The organism is Streptomyces nojiriensis (assembly GCF_017639205.1).
GTDB lineage: Bacteria > Actinomycetota > Actinomycetes > Streptomycetales > Streptomycetaceae > Streptomyces > Streptomyces nojiriensis.
This window is the reverse complement of the sequence record NZ_CP071139.1, coordinates 556,709-573,343: the sequence shown is the minus strand read 5'-3', so window position 1 is coordinate 573,343 and position 16,635 is coordinate 556,709. Positions and strand designations below refer to the sequence as shown.

Below are 16,635 nucleotides of genomic sequence, written 5' to 3'. Positions count from 1 at the left end.
CCGCGCTTCCAGCCGGTAACGTTCCCAGTCCGACGTCTTGTCAACACGTCGGACGGGGGGAACGGTGAGCGGCATTGTCGTGCATCTGCCGCAGGGAAGCGGCGGCGTCGCCGACGGGGAGCCGGGTGGCGGTGCGGTGACCTTACGGCTCGGGCCGGGCGAGGTCGTACGGTTCGGGCGCGGATCCTCGACCACACCGGTCGAGCTGCGCCTCGCCGACGAGGCGATCTCCCGGCTGGCCGGGGAGATCCGGGTCACCGAGGACCACTGGCAACTGACCAACCACAGCACCACCCAGAGCTATCTCGTGGAGAATCCGGAAGGGGCCGGCGAGTACCTGAGGGTGTCCCCGCGACGGGCCGGGGCGCCCATCCCCTTCGAGTTCGCCCGGGTGGTGCTGCCCACGCGCCGTGGCACCACGGTCTCCTTCCAGGTGTTCGCCCCCGACCACGTCTACCTGGATCCGCCCGGTACCGGCGGCAGTTGGGCCAGCCGCACCGTGACGGCGTACTCCCTGGACGAGACGGCCACCTACTTCCTGGTGCTCGTCGCCCTCTGCGAGCCCTGGCTGCGCGACCAGTCGCCCGTCTCGGTGCCCACCACCCCGCAGGTGGTCGAACGTCTGCGGGGACACGCCGCCGGCGGCAGGCTCACGGCGCGCGCGGTCAGTTCGCACATCGACTACCTGGCCGACGAGAAACTGCGCATCGGTCTCCCGGCCGCCGCCGCCGTATCCGAAGCCGGTAGCGGTAGCGGTACCGGCGCCGTTGACCGGCGCAATGGCAAGCGGGACGCGGTCGTCGGGATCGCCCTGCGGTTCGGCATCGTGCGGGAAGAACACCTCACGCTGCTGCCGCCCCGGGCCGAACCGGCCGCCCGGGGGCGGTCGGCGACGTGACGCGGGTGCAGGGCCTGGGCGCCTGGTGGGACAGCAGCCACACCGAACTGCTGCCCCCGGGCCACCGGGTGGGCGACTGGGCGGTCACCGAACCGATCGGAGCCGGCGGCTGGGCCACCGTCTACGCCGGCCGCCGGGCCGACGAGCGCGCGGCGCGGGCCGCAGCCGGGCGCGGGGAGCCCGCGGAGGTGGCCCTGAAGATCATGCCCACCGCCGGACTCGCCCCGCGCCAGGCCCGGAACGTGGCCGAGGCCGCCCGGCGCGAAGTGGAGATCGGAGTCCGCGCGGGGCACCCGCGGCTCGTCCGGCTGCTGGACAGCACCGTCTTGACCGCACCGGACCACCCGGCCCTGGACGGGGCCGTCGTGCTGGTCATGGAACGGGCCACCGGCAGCCTGCGGGACCTGCTCGACTCCGGGGTGACCGAGGCCGAAGGCGGCCGGCTGATCGCCGGGATCTGCGAAGGCCTCGCCCACCTGCACCGCGTCGGCTGGGTGCACGCCGACCTCAAGCCCGAGAACGTCCTCATCGGCCAGGACGGCTCGGTCAAGCTCTCGGACTTCGGGCTCGCCACCGAGCTGACCGGTACGCACGGGTACGCGCCCCCGATGGGCACCCTGGACTACCTCCCGCCCGAGCGCTGGAAGGCCCCGCTCGGGGAGCAGGGCGTGGAGATCCGCCCGAGCGCCGACATCTGGGCCCTGGGCATCGTGATCCACGAAGTCTTCGCCTCCGGCGCCCCGCTGTTCCCCGGCGCCACCCCGGTGGCGCGCGGAGCCGCCGTCCAGGAGTACGCGGCGGGGCGCGCACCGCTGCGCATGGCCCACGGGATCCCGGAGTTCTGGCGGGCGCTGGCCGCCGACTGCCTCGCTCCGACACACGCCGCCCGCGCCGCGCACACCGCCGGGAGCCTGCTGGAGCGGATCACGGCCCAGTGGGCCGGCGGTCCTGAGCCGGCCCGCCGGAGTCGGCCGGTCCGCCTCGGGCGGACGGCGCGGGCCGTCCTCGTGGCCGTGGCGGCGTGCGGGGCGGTCGGTTCCGCCGTCTGGCCGTACGCCGCCCGGGAGGCGGCCGAGGAACCACCCCGCCGGATCCGGGTGTTCAACGCCGAACGGGCCTGCCAGGACCGGACGGACCGGGACCCGCAGTGCAGCCTCGGCCTGGCGGTCGACCCCCTGCGGCCCTACACCGCGGGAAACGTCGTCCCGACCCGGGTCTGGCACGCCGACGTCCTCGACGCCGACTGCCAACTGCTGCGCGGCGAGGCCGTCGTCGACGAGTCGGACCTGCAGTCCACGCACTGGTTCAGGGTCCGGCTGCCCGGCCCGGACCCGGACGCCCGGGCGTGGCTGCCGGCCGTACGGACGAAGGACCGCCCGGAACTCCCGGGGTGCCCGGCACCCATCACGAGTTAGTCAACCCCGACTTCGCGGCGGGACTCCCCGGCGGGGCCCGGGTGACCGGTTCGGCGCAGGGCCGCCGGCACGGCGCCGTACCAGCGCTGTACCGCCCGGCGCAGGGCGCGCGAGCGTCGGCGTAGCCGCTGCGGGCGGCGATCGCGTCGATGCTGAGGTCCCATGTTGCGGATGCCGTAGAGCTCGATCAGGGCGTCGTGCCGGCGGGGTGTCCTGGCGGCCAGGGGGACACGGAGGGGGACGAGGGAGCGCTGTGCGGCAGCGCTCAGGCGCCGTTGTCGGTCCCCCCGTGGCGCGGACGGTCCCCTGGCTGGCGTGAGCTGCCCTGGGCCCGGTGGTTCGTGCGGCCATAGCGTGGTGATCGTTCTCGCGGGGTGCGGACAGCAGGCCCGCCGGACGGGTGTGCCGCACCGAAGGACCGCTGCCCGAAGGTGTTTTCCGCCCGCGAGGACCTGACAGTGATCCGTTCTACGAGGAGTGTCCGTGGAGTTGACCCGAGACGATTTCGCGCTGGCCGCGTTGACGCCCGCCGCGTTGGCACCGGCCGCATAGGACGGCCGGGCCCCGGCGAACGCACTGCCCCGGACGGGGGTCTGGGCAGTGCCTGGTACCGAGGCGGGCCGGACCGGGAACGGGCGCCGGCCCGCACGGGGGCGGGGTCAGTGCGGAATGCTGTCGATCAGCTCGCGGGCGCCCTGCCGGAGGAGGGCGACGGCCACGGACGTGCCGAGGGTGGCCGGGTCGAGGCGGCCGGCCCACTCGTGCGCGTTCAGGACCTCCTTGCCGTCCGGGGAGAACACGCAGGCGCGGAGGGAGAGATCCCCTCCGCGTTCCGCCCGCGCGTACCCCGCGATCGGGCTGTTGCAGTGGCCCTGGAGGACATGGAGGAGCATCCGCTCGGCGACCGTCTCGCGGTGCGTGTCCGGGTGGCCGAGGGCGCTGACCGTGTCGACGAGTCCGGTGTCGTCCTCCCGGCACTGGAGCGCGAGGACACCGGCGCCGATCGGCGGCATCAGGGTGTCCACCGGGATGATTTCCGTGATGGCGTCCGCGCGGCCGATGCGGTGGAGGCCGGCGGCGGCGAGGAGGAGCGCGTCCGCCTCACCGGCGGCGAGCTTCTCCAGGCGCCTGTTGGCGTTCCCGCGCATCGGCACGCACTCCAGGTGCGGGTACGCGGCGGCGAGCTGGGCGATCCGGCGCACGGAGGAGGTCCCGACGCGGGTACCGGGCGGGAGCCGGTCGAGGGTGAGCCCCTCCGGGTGGATGAGGGCATCGCGGATGTCGTCGCGTTCCAGGAACGCCGCGAAGACCGTTCCGGCGGGCAGCGGACGGTCGGCCGGGACGTCCTTGACGCAGTGCACGGCGAGGTCGGCCGCACCGGAGAGGACCGCGGCGTCGACCTCCTTGGTGAACGCGCCCTTGCCCTCGACCTGCGCGAGGTCTCCCATCCACTTGTCACCGGTGGTCTTCACCGGCAGGACCGTGGTCCTGATCCCCGGGTGGAGTGCGGCGAGCTCGGCGCGGACGCGCTCCACCTGGGCGAGGGCCATCGGCGAATCGCGGGAGACGATGCGGATCGGATCGGCGGGCATGCGGGCACGATACGCCCTCCGGCTCGGTCGGCGGGCACCGGCGCCGGACGGCCATCCGCCGAGCGGGGCAGGGAAGTTGGCTGCCTCGGGAACCTGTTCGAGGAACCGGACGCGCCACGCCCGGTCCCCGGACCGGACGGCCCGCGAGGCGCGCCGTGCGTGCCTGTGCCCGGTACTCCTGCTGCAATGGCTGTATCGGCGGTCCATGGCGAGGAGGTCCGTTGCCGGAGCGTGGCGGGAGGCCCACCGGGTCCGCGGGTGGGCCCGAGGGGTTGTGGGCCCGTGTCCGGGCGGCCGAGGCCGCCGTCGGGCAGATCGGTACGACCCTCGACGCGGTGACCACCTGCCAGGAACTGGCCGGATTCCTGTCCCGGAGCGTGTGCGACGCGGTCGCCGTGGACCTCCTGGCGGAGGACGGCGGATCCCGCCGCGTGGCGACGGCGGGAGCCGTCGCGCTGCTGACGGCAGGCACCGGCGCGGCGCCCTCGGTACGGGCGACGGACGGCGGACATCAGCTCTCCGAGTGGGCGACCGTCGCCGACGGCGTTCCGGTCCACGTCCTCGCCGTCCCGCTGCCCGACCGGGAACAGGCCCACGGAATGGTGACCGCCGTACGGGCCCGGGCGGGGTTCGGCGACCACGAGGCGGCGACGGTCCACTTCGCGGCCCGGCTGGCGGCGGTGCACCTGGGGCACGCGCGGCAGCTGGCCGCCACCGAGGACACCGTCTCGAACCTCCAACGGGCGCTCGTGTCGGAACCGGGCCGCCCGCACCCCAACCTGGAGGTGGCCAGCCGCTATCTGCCGGCCGGCCCCCGGGCACTGGTGGGAGGCGACTGGTTCGAGACCATCCGCCTCCACTACGGGCGCACCCTGCTCGTGGTCGGAGACGTGATGGGCCACGGGCTCGACGCGGCCGTGGACATGAACGCGTACCGCTCCACCCTGCGCGACGTGGCGTCGACGGACCTCGCCCCACACCGCGTCCTGCGCCAGCTCGACGCCCTGGCCGCCGGCGACGCGGCCCGCAGGCCCGCGACCTGCCTGCTCGTACGCGTCGATCCCGCGCGCGGCGTCGCGATGTTCGCCGGCGCCGGCCACCTGCCACCGGCGGTCTTCGGGGCCGACGGCTCGGCCTCGCTGGTCGACGTCCCGGTCGGCCCGCCCCTGGGCACCGGCATCGGCGGCTACGAAGCCGTCACGCGCACGATCACCCCGCAGGAGACCCTGCTGATGTTCACCGACGGGCTGGTGGAGCGGCGGGGCGAGGACATCGACGTATCACTGGCCCGGCTGGTGGCGGTGCGTCCCCCGGTGGGGGCGGGGGTGAACGCGGTGGTGGACGCCGTCGTGGCGGGCCTCGACGCCCGGCACGCGGAGGACGACGTCGCCGTACTCGCAGCCCGGGCCCGGCCCCGCACGCCCGTGGAACCTGGAGCCGGCCCCTCCGGCATGCCAGGGGGGCCGGGCGAACCTACGGTGGAACGGTGAGCCATCGCCTCGCCTGCGTCGCCCTGGCCGGCACCCTGTGCGCGACGGCGTTGTCATGCACAGGGGCAAGGTCCGAGGCGCACTTCCAGATCGCGCGCGAACCCGAGGTGAAGACGCTGTCCGCGCAGGTCATGGCTGTCCCCCCGGAGAAGCTCGCCGCCACCCACCACCCCGGCTGCCCCGTGCCGCCGGAGCGGCTGCGGCTCGTCCGGATGAACCACTGGGGCTTCGACGGCACGGTGCACCGGGGCGAACTGGTGGTACACGAGGACGTGGTCGCCCCCGTGCTGCGGGCCTTCGGGAAGGCTTTCGACGCCCGCTTCCCGATCCGCCGCATGCGGGTGATGGCCGAGTACGGAAGCAGCGACGACGCGGCGATGGCCGACGACAACACTTCCGCCTTCAACTGCCGCAAGGTCACCGGAGACCCGACGCGGATGTCCCGGCACTCCTGGGGCGACGCCGTCGACATCAACCCGGTCGAGAACCCGTACGTCGACGTCGGCGGCACCAGCCATCCCCCGAACGGGAGCGCCCATCTCGACCGCGTCGGCACCCGCCCCGGGATGATCACCCCCGACGGGGTCGTGACCCGGGCCTTCCGGGAGATCGGCTGGTACTGGGGCGGCCGCTGGAGCCCTCCGGACTACCAGCACTTCTCCGAGCAGGGCGGCTGAACCGCGAGGCGGCGCCGGCCTCAGCCGCCCGGGGTGAAGGTCACCGGCAGGCTCTCGGGGCCGCGCAGTCCGCCGGGACGCCGCCGGATCCCGTCCGGGTCCGCGGCGAGGGCGAGCCCGGGGAGCCGGCGCAGGACCGTGCCGATGGCGATCTGCCCCTCCAGCCGCGCCAGCGGAGCCCCCAGGCAGTAGTGGATGCCGTGCCCGAACGCGAGGTGGGCGTTGTCCTTGCGGGTGATGTCGAGGCGGTCGGGGTCGGGGAACCGCTCCGGGTCGCGGTCGGCGACGGCCGAGCCGATCAGGACGGTCGCGCCGCGCGGGACGGCCACCCCGGCGATCTCGACGTCTTCGCGCGCGAACCGCGCGATGCCGGGGCTGACCGGGCCGTCGTAGCGGAGGAACTCCTCGACCGCGCCCGGCAGCAGCTCGGGGTCGCAGCGCAGCAGGTCGAGCTGGTCCGGGTGGGCCAGCAGCGTGGCGATGCCCGTGCCGATCAGGTTGACCGTGGTGATGTAGCCCGCGACCAGCAGCAGGAACACCATGGCGATCAACTCGTCCTCGCTCAGCCGCTGTTGCGCATCGCGGGCGGCGACGAGGCCGCTGAGCAGGTCGTCGCCGGGGTGCGACCGTTTGGCGTGGATGAGCCCGGTCAGGTAGGCGCGCATGTGCTGCCACGCCTCGTTCACGACGGCGGGATCGGGCGGCTCCACGCCCCGCCTGAGCATCCGGTCGGTCCATTGCTGGAAGTCGCGGCGCTCGTCCACCGGGACCCCGAGCAGTTCGCTGATCACCGTGACCGGGAGCGGAAGCGCGAAGTCCGCCACCAGGTCGGCGCGGCCGACCGGGACGACCGCGTCCAGCAGGCCGTCGGTGATGGCCTGGATCCGTGGCCGCATCCCCGCCACACGGCGGGCGGTGAACGCCTGGGACACCAGGCGGCGCAGGCGGGTGTGGTCGGGCGGGTCGGTGCGGAGCATGTTGCTCAGCATCGAATCGCGTTCCGTTTCGGGCAGTTGCCGCGGGATCCGGCTGTCCGAGGCATCGCGTACGTCGCTGCTGAGGCGGGAGTCGGACAGGGCCGCGAGTCCGTCCTCGTAGCGGGTGACGAGCCAGGCGTCCAGGCCGCCCGCGACGACGACGCGGCGCACGGGGCCGTCCTCGCGCAACTGCCGGTACAGGGGGAACGGATCCGCGACGAAGGCGGGGTCGGCGTAGGGCAGAAGGGTCGGCTGCTGCTCACTCATGAGGCCTCCCGGAGCGTGTCGTCCTCGCTGTGGGAGCGAGGTTATCCGCCTGACCATCCCGATACGTCACTTTTCGGCCTCCGGCGGGGTCAGCGGAGGGATTCCCGCGGGGGCCGCTCGCGCAGGGCCCCGTAGGCGAGGAAGTAGGCCGGCAGCCGGTTCAGCCGGCGCGAGTCGGTCAGGAGCTCGGTCAGCCGCTTCGCCCGCCGGGGATTTCCGAACGCGGCACGGCCGGCCAGCAGCGGCCCGACGACCTTGGCGTGCGCGAGGCGCTGGAGCCCCTGGGTGGCCACGGTGGTGGGCAGACGCCGGCACTGTACGCGGCGTACGTCCCGCAGCCCTACGGTGCCCTCGCGCAACGGGCCCACCAGGTGACGGGCCGCGGCCACCGCGTCCTGCACGGCGAGGTTGATGCCGATGCCGAACACCGGCGACATGGCATGGGCGGAGTCGCCGATGCACAACAGCCCCGGGCGGTGCCAGCGGCGCAGCCGGTCGAGCCGTACGTCGAGCAGTTTGACCTCGTCCCAGGAGGTGACGGCACCGGCCCGGTCGGCCAGCCAGGGGACCGCCTCCGCGAACTGCGCCATGAACGCCCCCAGGCCCTCGGCGCGGCGCCCGGCGTCGGACCCCTTGGGGATGAGCGCCGCGCACTGCCAGTAGTCGCCGCGGTCGATGAGGGCGACGAACAGCCTGTCCCCGAGGCCGCCGACGAGCCCGCTGGGGTCCTCCTCGCGGCGCGGCACCCGGAACCACCAGGCGTCCATGGGGCACGGGAACTCCTCCAGCCCCAGCTCGGGCAGCGCTCTGGCCAGCGAGCCGCGTCCGTCGCAGGCCACGGTCAGCGAGGCCCTGAGCTCACCGGTGCCGCCGTCCGAGGTCCGGTACCGCACGCCCGTGACCCTTCCGCGCTCGATCAGGAAGGAGGTCGCCTCGGTGTTCATGCGCAGGCGGAAGGAGGGCTCCCGGCGTGCTTCGTCGGCGAGCAGGTCGAGCAGGTCCCACTGCGGCACCATCGCGATGTAGTTGTACTTCCCCCGCAGCGCTCCGATGTCCCCGACCGTGACGAGGGACCGGTCGGGCGCGATGGGCAGCTGCACCGAGCTGACGCGCCGCTGCGGCAGCCGGGCGAAGCGTTCCGCCAGACCGATGTCGTCCAGCAGCGACAGGGTGGACGGGTGCACGGTGTCACCGCGGAAGTCGCGCAGGAAGTCACCGTGCTTCTCCAGCACGGTCACCTCCACCCCGGCCCGGGCCAGCAACAGCGCCAGCACCATCCCGGCGGGCCCTCCGCCCACCACGCAGCAGGTGGTCCGCTCCACGCAACCCACTCCCTTCGCCGGCATCGAGGCACCCCCAGAGGACGTATACCGCACCCAGGCCGCCGCCGGCGGTAACGGCGAGGAGCCATCCGGGTCCCATGAGGCGGCGTGGGCCGGGCGCGCACGAAGCCGCTCGGGGAGATGTGGTGAAGAGGCGGGGAGGATCGGGGTGTTGCCGGCTGCGTCGGCGTGCGGGCGAGGACGATGGGAGGAGAACGGGACGAAGGGGAGGATCCGCATGAGGACACGTCACTTACGCACCCTGTTGGTCGCCGGCGCGGTGGCGCTGGTCTCACTCACTTCCATCCCACCCGCTCAGGCCCTGCCCGCGTGCCCCGCCAACGCGATCTGTCTGTGGCGGTACCAGGACGGGACCGGGGATCTCTACGTCTGGCGCGGCGGCTATGTGGACCTCCCCAGCAGGTTCGTGAACCATGTGGGGTCGTTCCGGGCCAACAGGAGCGGGGCCTTCATCGACTGGGCGACCGGCAAGGAGTGCCGACCGGTCCGCAGCGGCGACTACGCGAGCAACTACAGCGGCCGCTTCGGCTCGAAGATCGACGGGGTGGGCGACAACTGCTGACCCCGGATGGCGCGGAGCAGGGTGCGGCCCGGGCTCAGTAGCGCAGGGCCGAACCGGTCTGCGCCGAGACCGTGCCCGACAGTTTGTGCGTACTGCGGGCCGTTCCCTGCCCCGTGCCCTTCCCGGCGACGTCCTTGATCGTCACGACCACGGTGTCGACGAGATTGCCGCTCTCGTCCTTGAACTCGACCTGCACGGCGAACGACTTCGTCGCGTCGTCGGTGTTCCGCGCGGTCACGGGGACCGTCGTGTATCCGTCGCCGTCGGTGGTCACGGTGCCCAGGGACACCTCGTCCTTGGCACCGACCCCGTCCTTCACCTCGGCGAGCTTGTCCTTCGCTACGGCAGCCGCCGATTCGGCGGCCTTCGAGGCCTCGGCAGCGGCCGACGAGAGCGCCTCGCCGGCGGACTTCACAGCCGACGCGGCGCTCGACACGGCGCCGGACGGGGTGCCCTCACCGTCCGAACAGCCCGCGGCGCCGAGCGCCACCACCGACAGCACCACCGCACCTGCAGCACCACGCGACCACGCGACCCTCGCCACCATGCCTCCACCGGTGTTTCCGGACCTCCGGACCTCCCAGTCAACGGCCCGGCTGCCCGGATGCCCAACGGGCGGGGCATCCGGGTGAGTGCGTACGGCGGTCGCGCCGGGTACGAGCGGGCCCTCAGGGGCGTTCCGCGGCGAGCCGGTGCTCGTGCACGCGCAGCTGGAGGGCGGCGAGGTCCAGCAGGGGAGTGGCCACGCCCAGCGCGCGGGCTCGGAGCGTGAGGTCGGTCAGGACGTGGTCGGCCTCCGTCGGTGCTCCGGCGACGAGGTCGCGGTACAGGGACGGGGTGAGCGGGGAGCTGGGGCTCGTGACGGTCGACGTGGTGAAGGCGAGCTCCGCCCCGGTCACCGGGTGGCCCGCGGCCTCCGCCACCGCCGCCGTTTCGGAGATCAGCGCCGCGGCCAGGTCCGCCCCGCCCGGAACGGCGTTCACCTCTCCGACCGTGCCCCGCATCAGGCAGGTCAGGGCGACGAGGGTGGAGATGAAGACCCACTTGTGCCACATGGCCGCGACGATGTCCTCGGTCGCCGGCGAGTCGATGCCGGCCTCGGCCAGCACGCCGCGGATCGCGTCCACCCGGGCCGACGGGCGTGCGTCGAGCTCGCCGGTCAGGACGACCGCGGGCGGAGCCATGCGGAGGATGTCCCCGTCGTCGCTCAAGGTGGTGACCACCTTCGCGACGCCGCCCAGGACCACTCCGGCCCCCAGGCGAGCGACGAGCGTCTGGAGGTGGGCGACCCCGTTGAGCAGGGGGACGACGGCGGTGTCCGGGCCGACGGCGGGTTCGATGTCCGCCAGGGCCGTGTCCAGGGCGGTCGCCTTCACCGAGAGCAGGACCAGGTCGTACGGTCCGCCCACGGCGCCGGCCGTCACCAGGTTCGGCGTGAGGCGGAGCTCCTCCCCCTGCCCCGCAACGCGCAGGCCGCGGGCCTCCAGGGCCTTCGCGCGGCCCGGTCGGACCAGGAAGGTGACGTCCTGGCCCGCCGTGGCGAGCCGGGCGCCGAAGAAGCCGCCGACGGCGCCGGCGCCGACCGTGAGGATCCTCATGAAGGGGTGCCTTTCGAGGGAGGGGGAGGGGAGCGGGGAGATGACAGAGGTGGTCAGGTCCGGCCCGCACCGAGCGGGCTGTCCTCGGCGGGAGTCCGCGAGGCGCGCGGCGCGTACCGGGAGACGGCCACACCGGCCAGGCAGAGCGCCCCGCCGAGGAGGGTCAGCCAGGCCGGCACCTCACCCAGGAGGGCCCAGCTCAGCAGCACGACGATGGCCGGGACGGCGTACGTGGTCGCCCCCAGCTTGCCGGCGGGCATGCGCGCCAGGGCGTAGGTCCACGTGGTGAAGGCGAGGGCGGTCGGCACCACACCCAGGTAGACCATGTTCAAGGTCGCGGACACCGGCGCCTGGGGCAGCTCCGCGATCAGCCGGCCGGTGAAGGGCAGGCAGGCCACCGTTCCCGTCAGGCAGGCGAAGGCGGTGACCTGCAGGGGAGTGCCGTAGGAGAGCGCGGGCTTCTGGGCGATGACGCCGGACGCGTAGGCCACCGCCGCGAGCAGGCAGAGTACGACCCCGAGAACCGAGGTCGAGCCGCCGTCCCCGGACGACATGGACAGGCCCACGACCACCGCCCCGGCGAAGGAGACGGCCATGCCCACCAGGAGCCGCGGGGGCAGCGCCTCGCCGAGGAGGCGGGCCGCGAGGAGCGCCATGAGGATGGGCCCGGTGTTCACGAGCAGCGACGCCGTGCCCGCGTCGACCAGCCGTTCACCCCAGTTCAGGACGATCGTGTAGCCGCAGAACCACACCACGCCGGACACCAGGATCCCGCGCCAGGCCTCGCGGGGCGGCAGGCCCTGGCGGCTGATCAGGAGCAGCACCACGAGTACCAGCGAGGCGGCCAGCAGCCGGCCGAGAGCCAGGGCGCCGGGCGAGAAAGCGGCCCCCGCGCTGCGGATGGAGACGAAGGCGGAGGCCCAGGCGAACACCGTGAAGGTGACGGCGCCGACCGTGAGGACGCCGGGCGGGATCGAACTCGAGCGGAACGTCATGCGCCCACCCTACGGCTGCAACATTTCGGTGTCGACCGAATTAATGCTTCCTTCGTGCCTGGGGCTGCGGCTCAGCTCCACGCCTCCGGTGTGAGCCCCAGCAGATCGCCGAAGGCCCGCCCCCCGGCACCGGTCACCTCCAGCGCCCGCCCGCCGCCCGCCGGGCGCACCACCCACTCCTCCTCGAAGGCCCGCGCACACAGCCGCGCCCCGGCGAGGCCGCCCAGGTGGCGGCGCCGTTCGGTCCAGTCCAGGCAGGAGCTCGCCAGCGGCCTGCGCCCCTCGCCGGCCAGGCTGATGCCCGCTTCGGCGCACCAGGCCCGGCCGGCCTCCGTCAGTTCGAACGCGTCCTGCGTGTGCAGCAGCCCGCGCCGCTCCATCGCGTCGGTCACCGCCATGCCGAGCCGCCCGGCGAAGTGGTCGTAGCAGGTCCGGGCGCGGACCAGCGGGTCGGGCGCGGCGACCACGGGCACGGCGTGCGCCGCGTCGCGGTCCGGAATGGCGTGGCAGGCGAGGTCGTCGAGCAGGCGGGCGGTCGCGCCGTCGGCGATGCGCACGTAGCTGTGGCGGCCCTGCCGCTCGGTCACACAGATGCCCGCGTCGAGCAGCCGGGTCAGATGGCCGCTGATGGTGGAGGGTGCCACCGCGGTGATCCGGGCCAGCTCGCCCGCGGTCCAGGCGCGCCCCTCCAGCAGCGTCATGCAGATCGCGGCCCGCGTCTCGTCGGCCAGGGCGGCGGCGAAGGCGGCCAGCAGGGCCGCAGGGGCCGCTCCGCCCGCGGAGGTCGGCCCCGGATGCGTTTCGTTCATACGTCCAGGATGCCCCATGATTTCGGTAAACAACGAACGATCTGTCGGGGCTGAGGTCCCCTGTCACGGCCCCGGAACCTCCCGGCCGTCCGGGATCGCCACCCGCCCGCGGTGTCAGTGGCCCCGCCTATCCTTCCGGCATGTCAGTGAACATCGATCTTGCTTTCACCGTCACCGGCGTCGCCGACGAGCCGCAGGCCTGGGCGATCGTCCGCGCCCTGCAGGAGCTGATGTACGAGGAGGACATAGCCGACCAGGTCACCATCGGGGTGGCGGTGGACGACGCCGGCTCCTACTTCGTCTCCGGGGACTCCGACTTCCCGCTCGGCACCTCCCGCTTCTACCTGTGGCAACCGCACTTCGAGGGGGTCTTCGCGGCGACGGTCGCCGCGGTGGCGGCAGGAGCCGAGCCGCAGGTCCGTTGGGGTTACCCGGACGAGGAGTACTGAGAGGCCCGCCCCCGGCCGGGCGGGGGCGGCGGGGGAGCCGGCGGCAGCGCCCAGCGGATCGCGCGGGTCACGGCCTGGCCGCCCGCGCGAGCGGCGAAGGGTGGGATTCGGGCGGCCGCGGGCGCCTCGGCGGACTTCGCCCAGGGCGGCAGCAGATCCACGGCCGCCGCCGCCAGCAGCGCGTACGGCAGCCGGGCGGCCCCCGGCAGCGGGGGATCGGTCAGCAGGAACCGGGCCGTGTCCCGGGAGGCGGCCGTCGGCCGCAGGCCGGGCCGGTACCGCGCCATCCGCGCAGCCAGCTCCTGCACGCTCTCCGGCGGCCGGTCCGCCCCCAGCGCGCGGGCCACGCGCGCCGTGTCGGCGAGGTACGCGTCGCAGCCCGCGGGGTCCAACGGCCGTCTGCCGTACCGCTGGTGGGCCCGCAGGAAACAGTCCGCCTCGGCGACGTGCACCCACGTCAGCAGCTCCGGATCGTCGGCCCGGTACGGGATGCCGTCGGGCGTCCGCCCCCGGACGCGCGCGTGCACCTCGCGTACGCGGGCCACCGCCGCCTCGGCGTCGGAGCTCGTACCGAAGGTGGTGACGGCCAGGAAGGTACTGGTGCGCTGCAGCCGCCCCCACGGGTCACCCCGGTACCCCGAGTGCGCCGCCACGGCAGCCATCGCGAGGGGGTGCAGGGACTGGAGCAGCAGGGCGGCCAGCCCGCCGACGAACATCGACGCGTCCCCGTGGACCCTTCGCACCGGCCGGTCCGGTGCGAACCACCGGGGCCCGGGGGCCGTGTGGATCCGTGCCCTGTTCCGGGGCCCGTCCGGCCCGGCGACGCGCAGGAAGACCGCCTCGCCGGCCTGCCGCCTGATCCGCTGGACCGTCGTCGCCCTCGCCATGTGTCCAGTATGTGCCGGGCCCGGCCCGGGAGGGTCCGCAACCGTGGCGCACCCGTGGGCGCCGGGCCGCGAGTACGGCCCGGCGCCCGCGCGAGAGGCAAGTCCTCCGGCGGTGGATCACAGCCAGCGCGGCGGGATGATGCCGTAGTAACCGCCCAGCAGCTGCCGGTAGTCGGTGCTCTCCAGATGCTCGTCCCGGATGAACTCCGGCGCGTCCTTGACCTGTTCCCTGGTCAGGCCGACGCGGATCCGCTTCTCCTCCACATCGATACCGGTGACGGTGCCCGCGGGGAGGAGGACCTCCCTGCCGAAGACCCACGGGCCGGTGTCCACGACCAGATAAGCCGATCCCGCCTCGTCGGAGTGCTTGTCGACCTTTCCGATGCTGCCGTCGGCCGCCTCCACCTTGTAGCCGGTCAGGTCCACATCCGTGATGCGGTCAACGGTGACGCGGTAGGCCCAGACGTTCTCGGACATGAGTGACAGCTCCCTCCATCGATCCGTGTCGTGACGGCGCGCCTGCCCGGCTCGGCCGCGGTCATGCATCCGCCCCCGATCGGGGCCGATGCCCCGTGAGGCGGAGCAGGGCCGGGGCCGGGCTGGGGCAGGGCCGGGCAGCGCCTGGCGGGGGCGAACTCCGGCGCCGGTCCGGGGCTCGGGGCTACGCTCCGCAGATGGAACGCGCAGAGGTACTCAAGCGAGTGATCGCCATCCTCACCGACGCCCAGGACATCCGCCGGGCCGCCGAGGCCGGGGAGAGCGACGGGAGCGGCGAGGCCGGGGAGGACGGCACCGGGTCGCCGCCGACGGCCGGTGTGGCCACTCTTCTCCTGAACGAGATGCTGCCGTCGATCAGGGTGCCGGCCGACGCCTCCCCGCAGCAGGTGGCGGCCCTGGTGGCGGAGGCCCTCGGGCCGGCCCTGCACACCATGGTCTCGGGCTTCAGCCTGGCGTTCACCAGCCTCGCGATGGTGCACGACAGCGGGCGGACGGACATCTCCTCGATCGGGGTCCTCCAGGAGCTAGCCCTGGAGATCGAGGCGGGGACCTACGACGAGGGCCCGTAGGCCTCGCCGCAGCCCCCCGCCCCACCCCGCCCCGCTACTCCACTACTCCGCGTCGTCGTCGCCCGTACGGGTCGACTTGCGCTCCTGCCGCCGCCTCAGTTCCTCCGGGCTCTTGCCCTCGACCCGCTTGCTGGCCTCGGGGTGCACCGGGTCCGGACCGGGATGCTCCTGCGCCTGTTCCGCACGACCCTTTCCCGACTTCTCACGCCTGTCCTCCGTACCCTCCATGGCTTTTCTCTCCCTCGCGCTCGTGGAACTCACCGACCGGGACCGCCCCGGACGCTCACAGCCTGCCCGCGAACGGCCGGGTCGCTCTCCTCGTACGGCCCATCCTCGGCCGATCGGGACCGGACGGCCACGCCATGCGTCATCCGGCCCAGCAGCGGGAAGGCGCCCCGCATGCCGGAAACGATCAGCAGCCTCGCCACCCGTGTCGCACGCCGCCGCCGTGAGCCGGTCGCCGTCCAGGCCCTGCGTTCCACCGCCGCCGCCGTGATCAGCTACGTCGTCGCGCTCCGCCTGAGCAGCGAGCCGAGCCCGCTGACCGCCCCGCTGACCGCGCTCCTCGTCGTCCAGGTCACCCTGTACTCCACCCTCACCACCAGCATCCGCCGGGTGAACTCCGTCGTCGTCGGCGTGCTGATCGCGATCGGCTTCAGCGCCCTGGTCGGTCTGACCTGGTGGAGCCTCGGCCTGCTGATCCTCGCCTCCCTGGTCGTCGGCCACCTGGTGCGCGTGGACGAGTTCGTGCCCGAGGTCGCGATCAGCGCCATGCTCGTCCTCGGCGTCACCCAGGTCGCGGACACCGCCTGGGACCGGGTCCTGGAAACGGTCATCGGCGCGGTGGTCGGCCTGCTGGTCAACCTGCTTCTGGCACCGCCCCTGTGGGTCGGCCCGGCCGGCGACGCGATCACCGACCTCGCCCGGCGGATGAGCCGGCTCCTCGACCACCTCGGCGAGGAGCCCTCCGGACCGGCCCGGGTCGAGCAGGCCGCGGCCCGGCTGCACGAGGCACGCCGCCTCGACAACGACATCGCCCAGGTCGACGCCGCCCTCCGGCAGGCCGAGGACAGCCTCCGGCTCAACCCGCGGGTCAAGGAGGGGCTGCTCTTCAGGCTGGTGCTGCGCACCGGCCTCGACACCCTGGAGATCTGCGCGGTCGTGCTCCGCGTGGCCTGCCGGACGCTGACCGACCTGGCCCGGGCCCGCCCCGACGGTCCGCTCTTCGACCCCGCGACCGCGACCGCGCTGCGGGAGGTGCTGCGCCACACGGCCATCGCGGTGGAAAGCTTCGCCCAGCTGATCACCGCGCAGGTCAGCGCCAACGCGGAAGAGGCGGAGGCCCGTCTGACCGGCGAGCTGGCCGTCGCGCGGACCCACCGTGACCGGCTCGCGGTCCTGCTGCTGGCCTCCGCCCGCGAGGACCCGGCACACTGGCAGCTGAGGGGCGCGCTGCTCACCGAGATCGACCGGGTCCTGGACGAGCTGGGCGTGGACAAGCGCTCCCAGCGCCTGCTGGAGGAACTCGACCAGCACACGCGCTCGCGGCACGGGCGCTGGAAGTCGCTGAGGCGGCCGCGGCAGGACCGTGGGTGAGGGAAGGCAGGCG

General features: G+C 73.7%; 18 protein-coding genes. 8 read left to right on the top strand and 10 right to left on the bottom strand.

The annotated features are described in order from the left end of the window. Positions 1-64 precede the first annotated feature (64 nt). Positions 65-898: a serine/threonine protein kinase gene (locus tag JYK04_RS02795; RefSeq protein ID WP_189743562.1), complete on the top strand. Its 834-nt coding sequence runs from the start codon at positions 65-67 to the stop codon at positions 896-898. Further along, a complete protein-coding gene (locus tag JYK04_RS02790; protein WP_373297482.1) occupies positions 895-2,313 on the top strand; it encodes a serine/threonine-protein kinase in 1,419 nt (472 codons plus the stop codon). Before JYK04_RS02795 ends, JYK04_RS02790 begins: the two co-directional genes overlap by 4 nt. 659 nt (positions 2,314-2,972) lie before the next feature. Here JYK04_RS02790 and hemC read toward each other — a convergent pair. Further along, positions 2,973-3,905, bottom strand: a complete 933-nt coding sequence (gene hemC, locus JYK04_RS02785) for a hydroxymethylbilane synthase (protein WP_189743560.1) — start codon at positions 3,903-3,905, stop codon at positions 2,973-2,975. A gap of 272 nt (positions 3,906-4,177) precedes the next feature. Here hemC and JYK04_RS02780 point away from each other — a divergent pair, with 272 nt between their 5' ends. After that, entirely contained in the window at positions 4,178-5,395 is a 1,218-nt protein-coding gene (locus tag JYK04_RS02780) for a PP2C family protein-serine/threonine phosphatase (RefSeq protein WP_229876456.1), read from the top strand. Further along, positions 5,392-6,072: a M15 family metallopeptidase gene (locus JYK04_RS02775; protein ID WP_229876448.1), complete on the top strand. Its 681-nt coding sequence runs from the start codon at positions 5,392-5,394 to the stop codon at positions 6,070-6,072. Before JYK04_RS02780 ends, JYK04_RS02775 begins: the two co-directional genes overlap by 4 nt. A 20-nt stretch (positions 6,073-6,092) precedes the next feature. On the opposite strand, the gene JYK04_RS02770 is transcribed toward JYK04_RS02775, so the two are convergent. Both JYK04_RS02770 and JYK04_RS02765 read right to left on the bottom strand, forming a co-directional pair. Then, positions 6,093-7,316, bottom strand: coding sequence for a cytochrome P450 family protein (locus JYK04_RS02770; protein WP_189743556.1), 1,224 nt, complete (start codon positions 7,314-7,316; stop codon positions 6,093-6,095). Positions 7,317-7,405: 89 nt separating this feature from the next. Continuing rightward, positions 7,406-8,638 carry an FAD-dependent oxidoreductase gene (locus JYK04_RS02765; RefSeq protein WP_189743553.1) on the bottom strand — a complete coding sequence of 411 codons (1,233 nt, stop codon included), beginning with the start codon at positions 8,636-8,638 and terminating at the stop codon, positions 7,406-7,408. A gap of 238 nt (positions 8,639-8,876) precedes the next feature. Here JYK04_RS02765 and JYK04_RS02760 point away from each other — a divergent pair, with 238 nt between their 5' ends. After that, positions 8,877-9,221, top strand: a complete 345-nt coding sequence (locus JYK04_RS02760) for a peptidase inhibitor family I36 protein (RefSeq protein ID WP_189743552.1) — start codon at positions 8,877-8,879, stop codon at positions 9,219-9,221. 34 nt (positions 9,222-9,255) lie between these two features. Here the strand turns inward: JYK04_RS02760 and JYK04_RS02755 are convergent, their stop codons facing one another. The 4 genes from JYK04_RS02755 to JYK04_RS02740 all read right to left on the bottom strand — a co-directional run bounded on the left by JYK04_RS02755 (position 9,256) and on the right by JYK04_RS02740 (position 12,623). Next, positions 9,256-9,768, bottom strand: a complete 513-nt coding sequence (locus JYK04_RS02755) for a hypothetical protein (protein ID WP_189743550.1) — start codon at positions 9,766-9,768, stop codon at positions 9,256-9,258. Positions 9,769-9,889: 121 nt separating this feature from the next. After that, positions 9,890-10,819 (bottom strand): ketopantoate reductase family protein, encoded by a 930-nt coding sequence (locus tag JYK04_RS02750; RefSeq protein WP_189743548.1) that lies wholly within the window; start codon positions 10,817-10,819, stop codon positions 9,890-9,892. A 53-nt stretch (positions 10,820-10,872) separates the two neighbouring features. Next, positions 10,873-11,814, bottom strand: a complete 942-nt coding sequence (locus tag JYK04_RS02745) for a DMT family transporter (protein WP_189743546.1) — start codon at positions 11,812-11,814, stop codon at positions 10,873-10,875. A 71-nt stretch (positions 11,815-11,885) separates the two neighbouring features. Next, the gene (locus tag JYK04_RS02740) at positions 11,886-12,623 is read right to left on the bottom strand and encodes an ArsR/SmtB family transcription factor (RefSeq protein ID WP_189743544.1); all 738 of its coding nucleotides are present in this window, start codon (positions 12,621-12,623) and stop codon (positions 11,886-11,888) included. Between the two features lie 140 nt (positions 12,624-12,763). On the opposite strand from JYK04_RS02740, the gene JYK04_RS02735 reads away from it, so the two are divergent. Next, the gene (locus JYK04_RS02735) at positions 12,764-13,072 is read left to right on the top strand and encodes a hypothetical protein (RefSeq protein WP_189743542.1); all 309 of its coding nucleotides are present in this window, start codon (positions 12,764-12,766) and stop codon (positions 13,070-13,072) included. Here the strand turns inward: JYK04_RS02735 and JYK04_RS02730 are convergent. Both JYK04_RS02730 and JYK04_RS02725 read right to left on the bottom strand, forming a co-directional pair. Further along, positions 13,051-13,959 (bottom strand): oxygenase MpaB family protein, encoded by a 909-nt coding sequence (locus JYK04_RS02730; protein WP_189743540.1) that lies wholly within the window; start codon positions 13,957-13,959, stop codon positions 13,051-13,053. The genes JYK04_RS02735 and JYK04_RS02730 overlap by 22 nt on opposite strands. Positions 13,960-14,076: 117 nt before the next feature. Next, positions 14,077-14,436: a ribosome maturation factor RimM gene (locus tag JYK04_RS02725; protein ID WP_189743538.1), complete on the bottom strand. Its 360-nt coding sequence runs from the start codon at positions 14,434-14,436 to the stop codon at positions 14,077-14,079. A 197-nt stretch (positions 14,437-14,633) separates the two neighbouring features. On the opposite strand from JYK04_RS02725, the gene JYK04_RS02720 reads away from it, so the two are divergent. Beyond that, positions 14,634-15,026, top strand: a complete 393-nt coding sequence (locus tag JYK04_RS02720; RefSeq protein ID WP_189743536.1) for a hypothetical protein — start codon at positions 14,634-14,636, stop codon at positions 15,024-15,026. A gap of 42 nt (positions 15,027-15,068) precedes the next feature. Here the strand turns inward: JYK04_RS02720 and JYK04_RS02715 are convergent, their stop codons facing one another. Beyond that, positions 15,069-15,254 (bottom strand): hypothetical protein, encoded by a 186-nt coding sequence (locus JYK04_RS02715; protein WP_189743534.1) that lies wholly within the window; start codon positions 15,252-15,254, stop codon positions 15,069-15,071. A 171-nt stretch (positions 15,255-15,425) separates the two neighbouring features. Here JYK04_RS02715 and JYK04_RS02710 point away from each other — a divergent pair, with 171 nt between their 5' ends. Next, the gene (locus tag JYK04_RS02710) at positions 15,426-16,622 is read left to right on the top strand and encodes an FUSC family protein (protein WP_189743532.1); all 1,197 of its coding nucleotides are present in this window, start codon (positions 15,426-15,428) and stop codon (positions 16,620-16,622) included. The last annotated feature ends 13 nt before the right edge of the window (positions 16,623-16,635 follow it).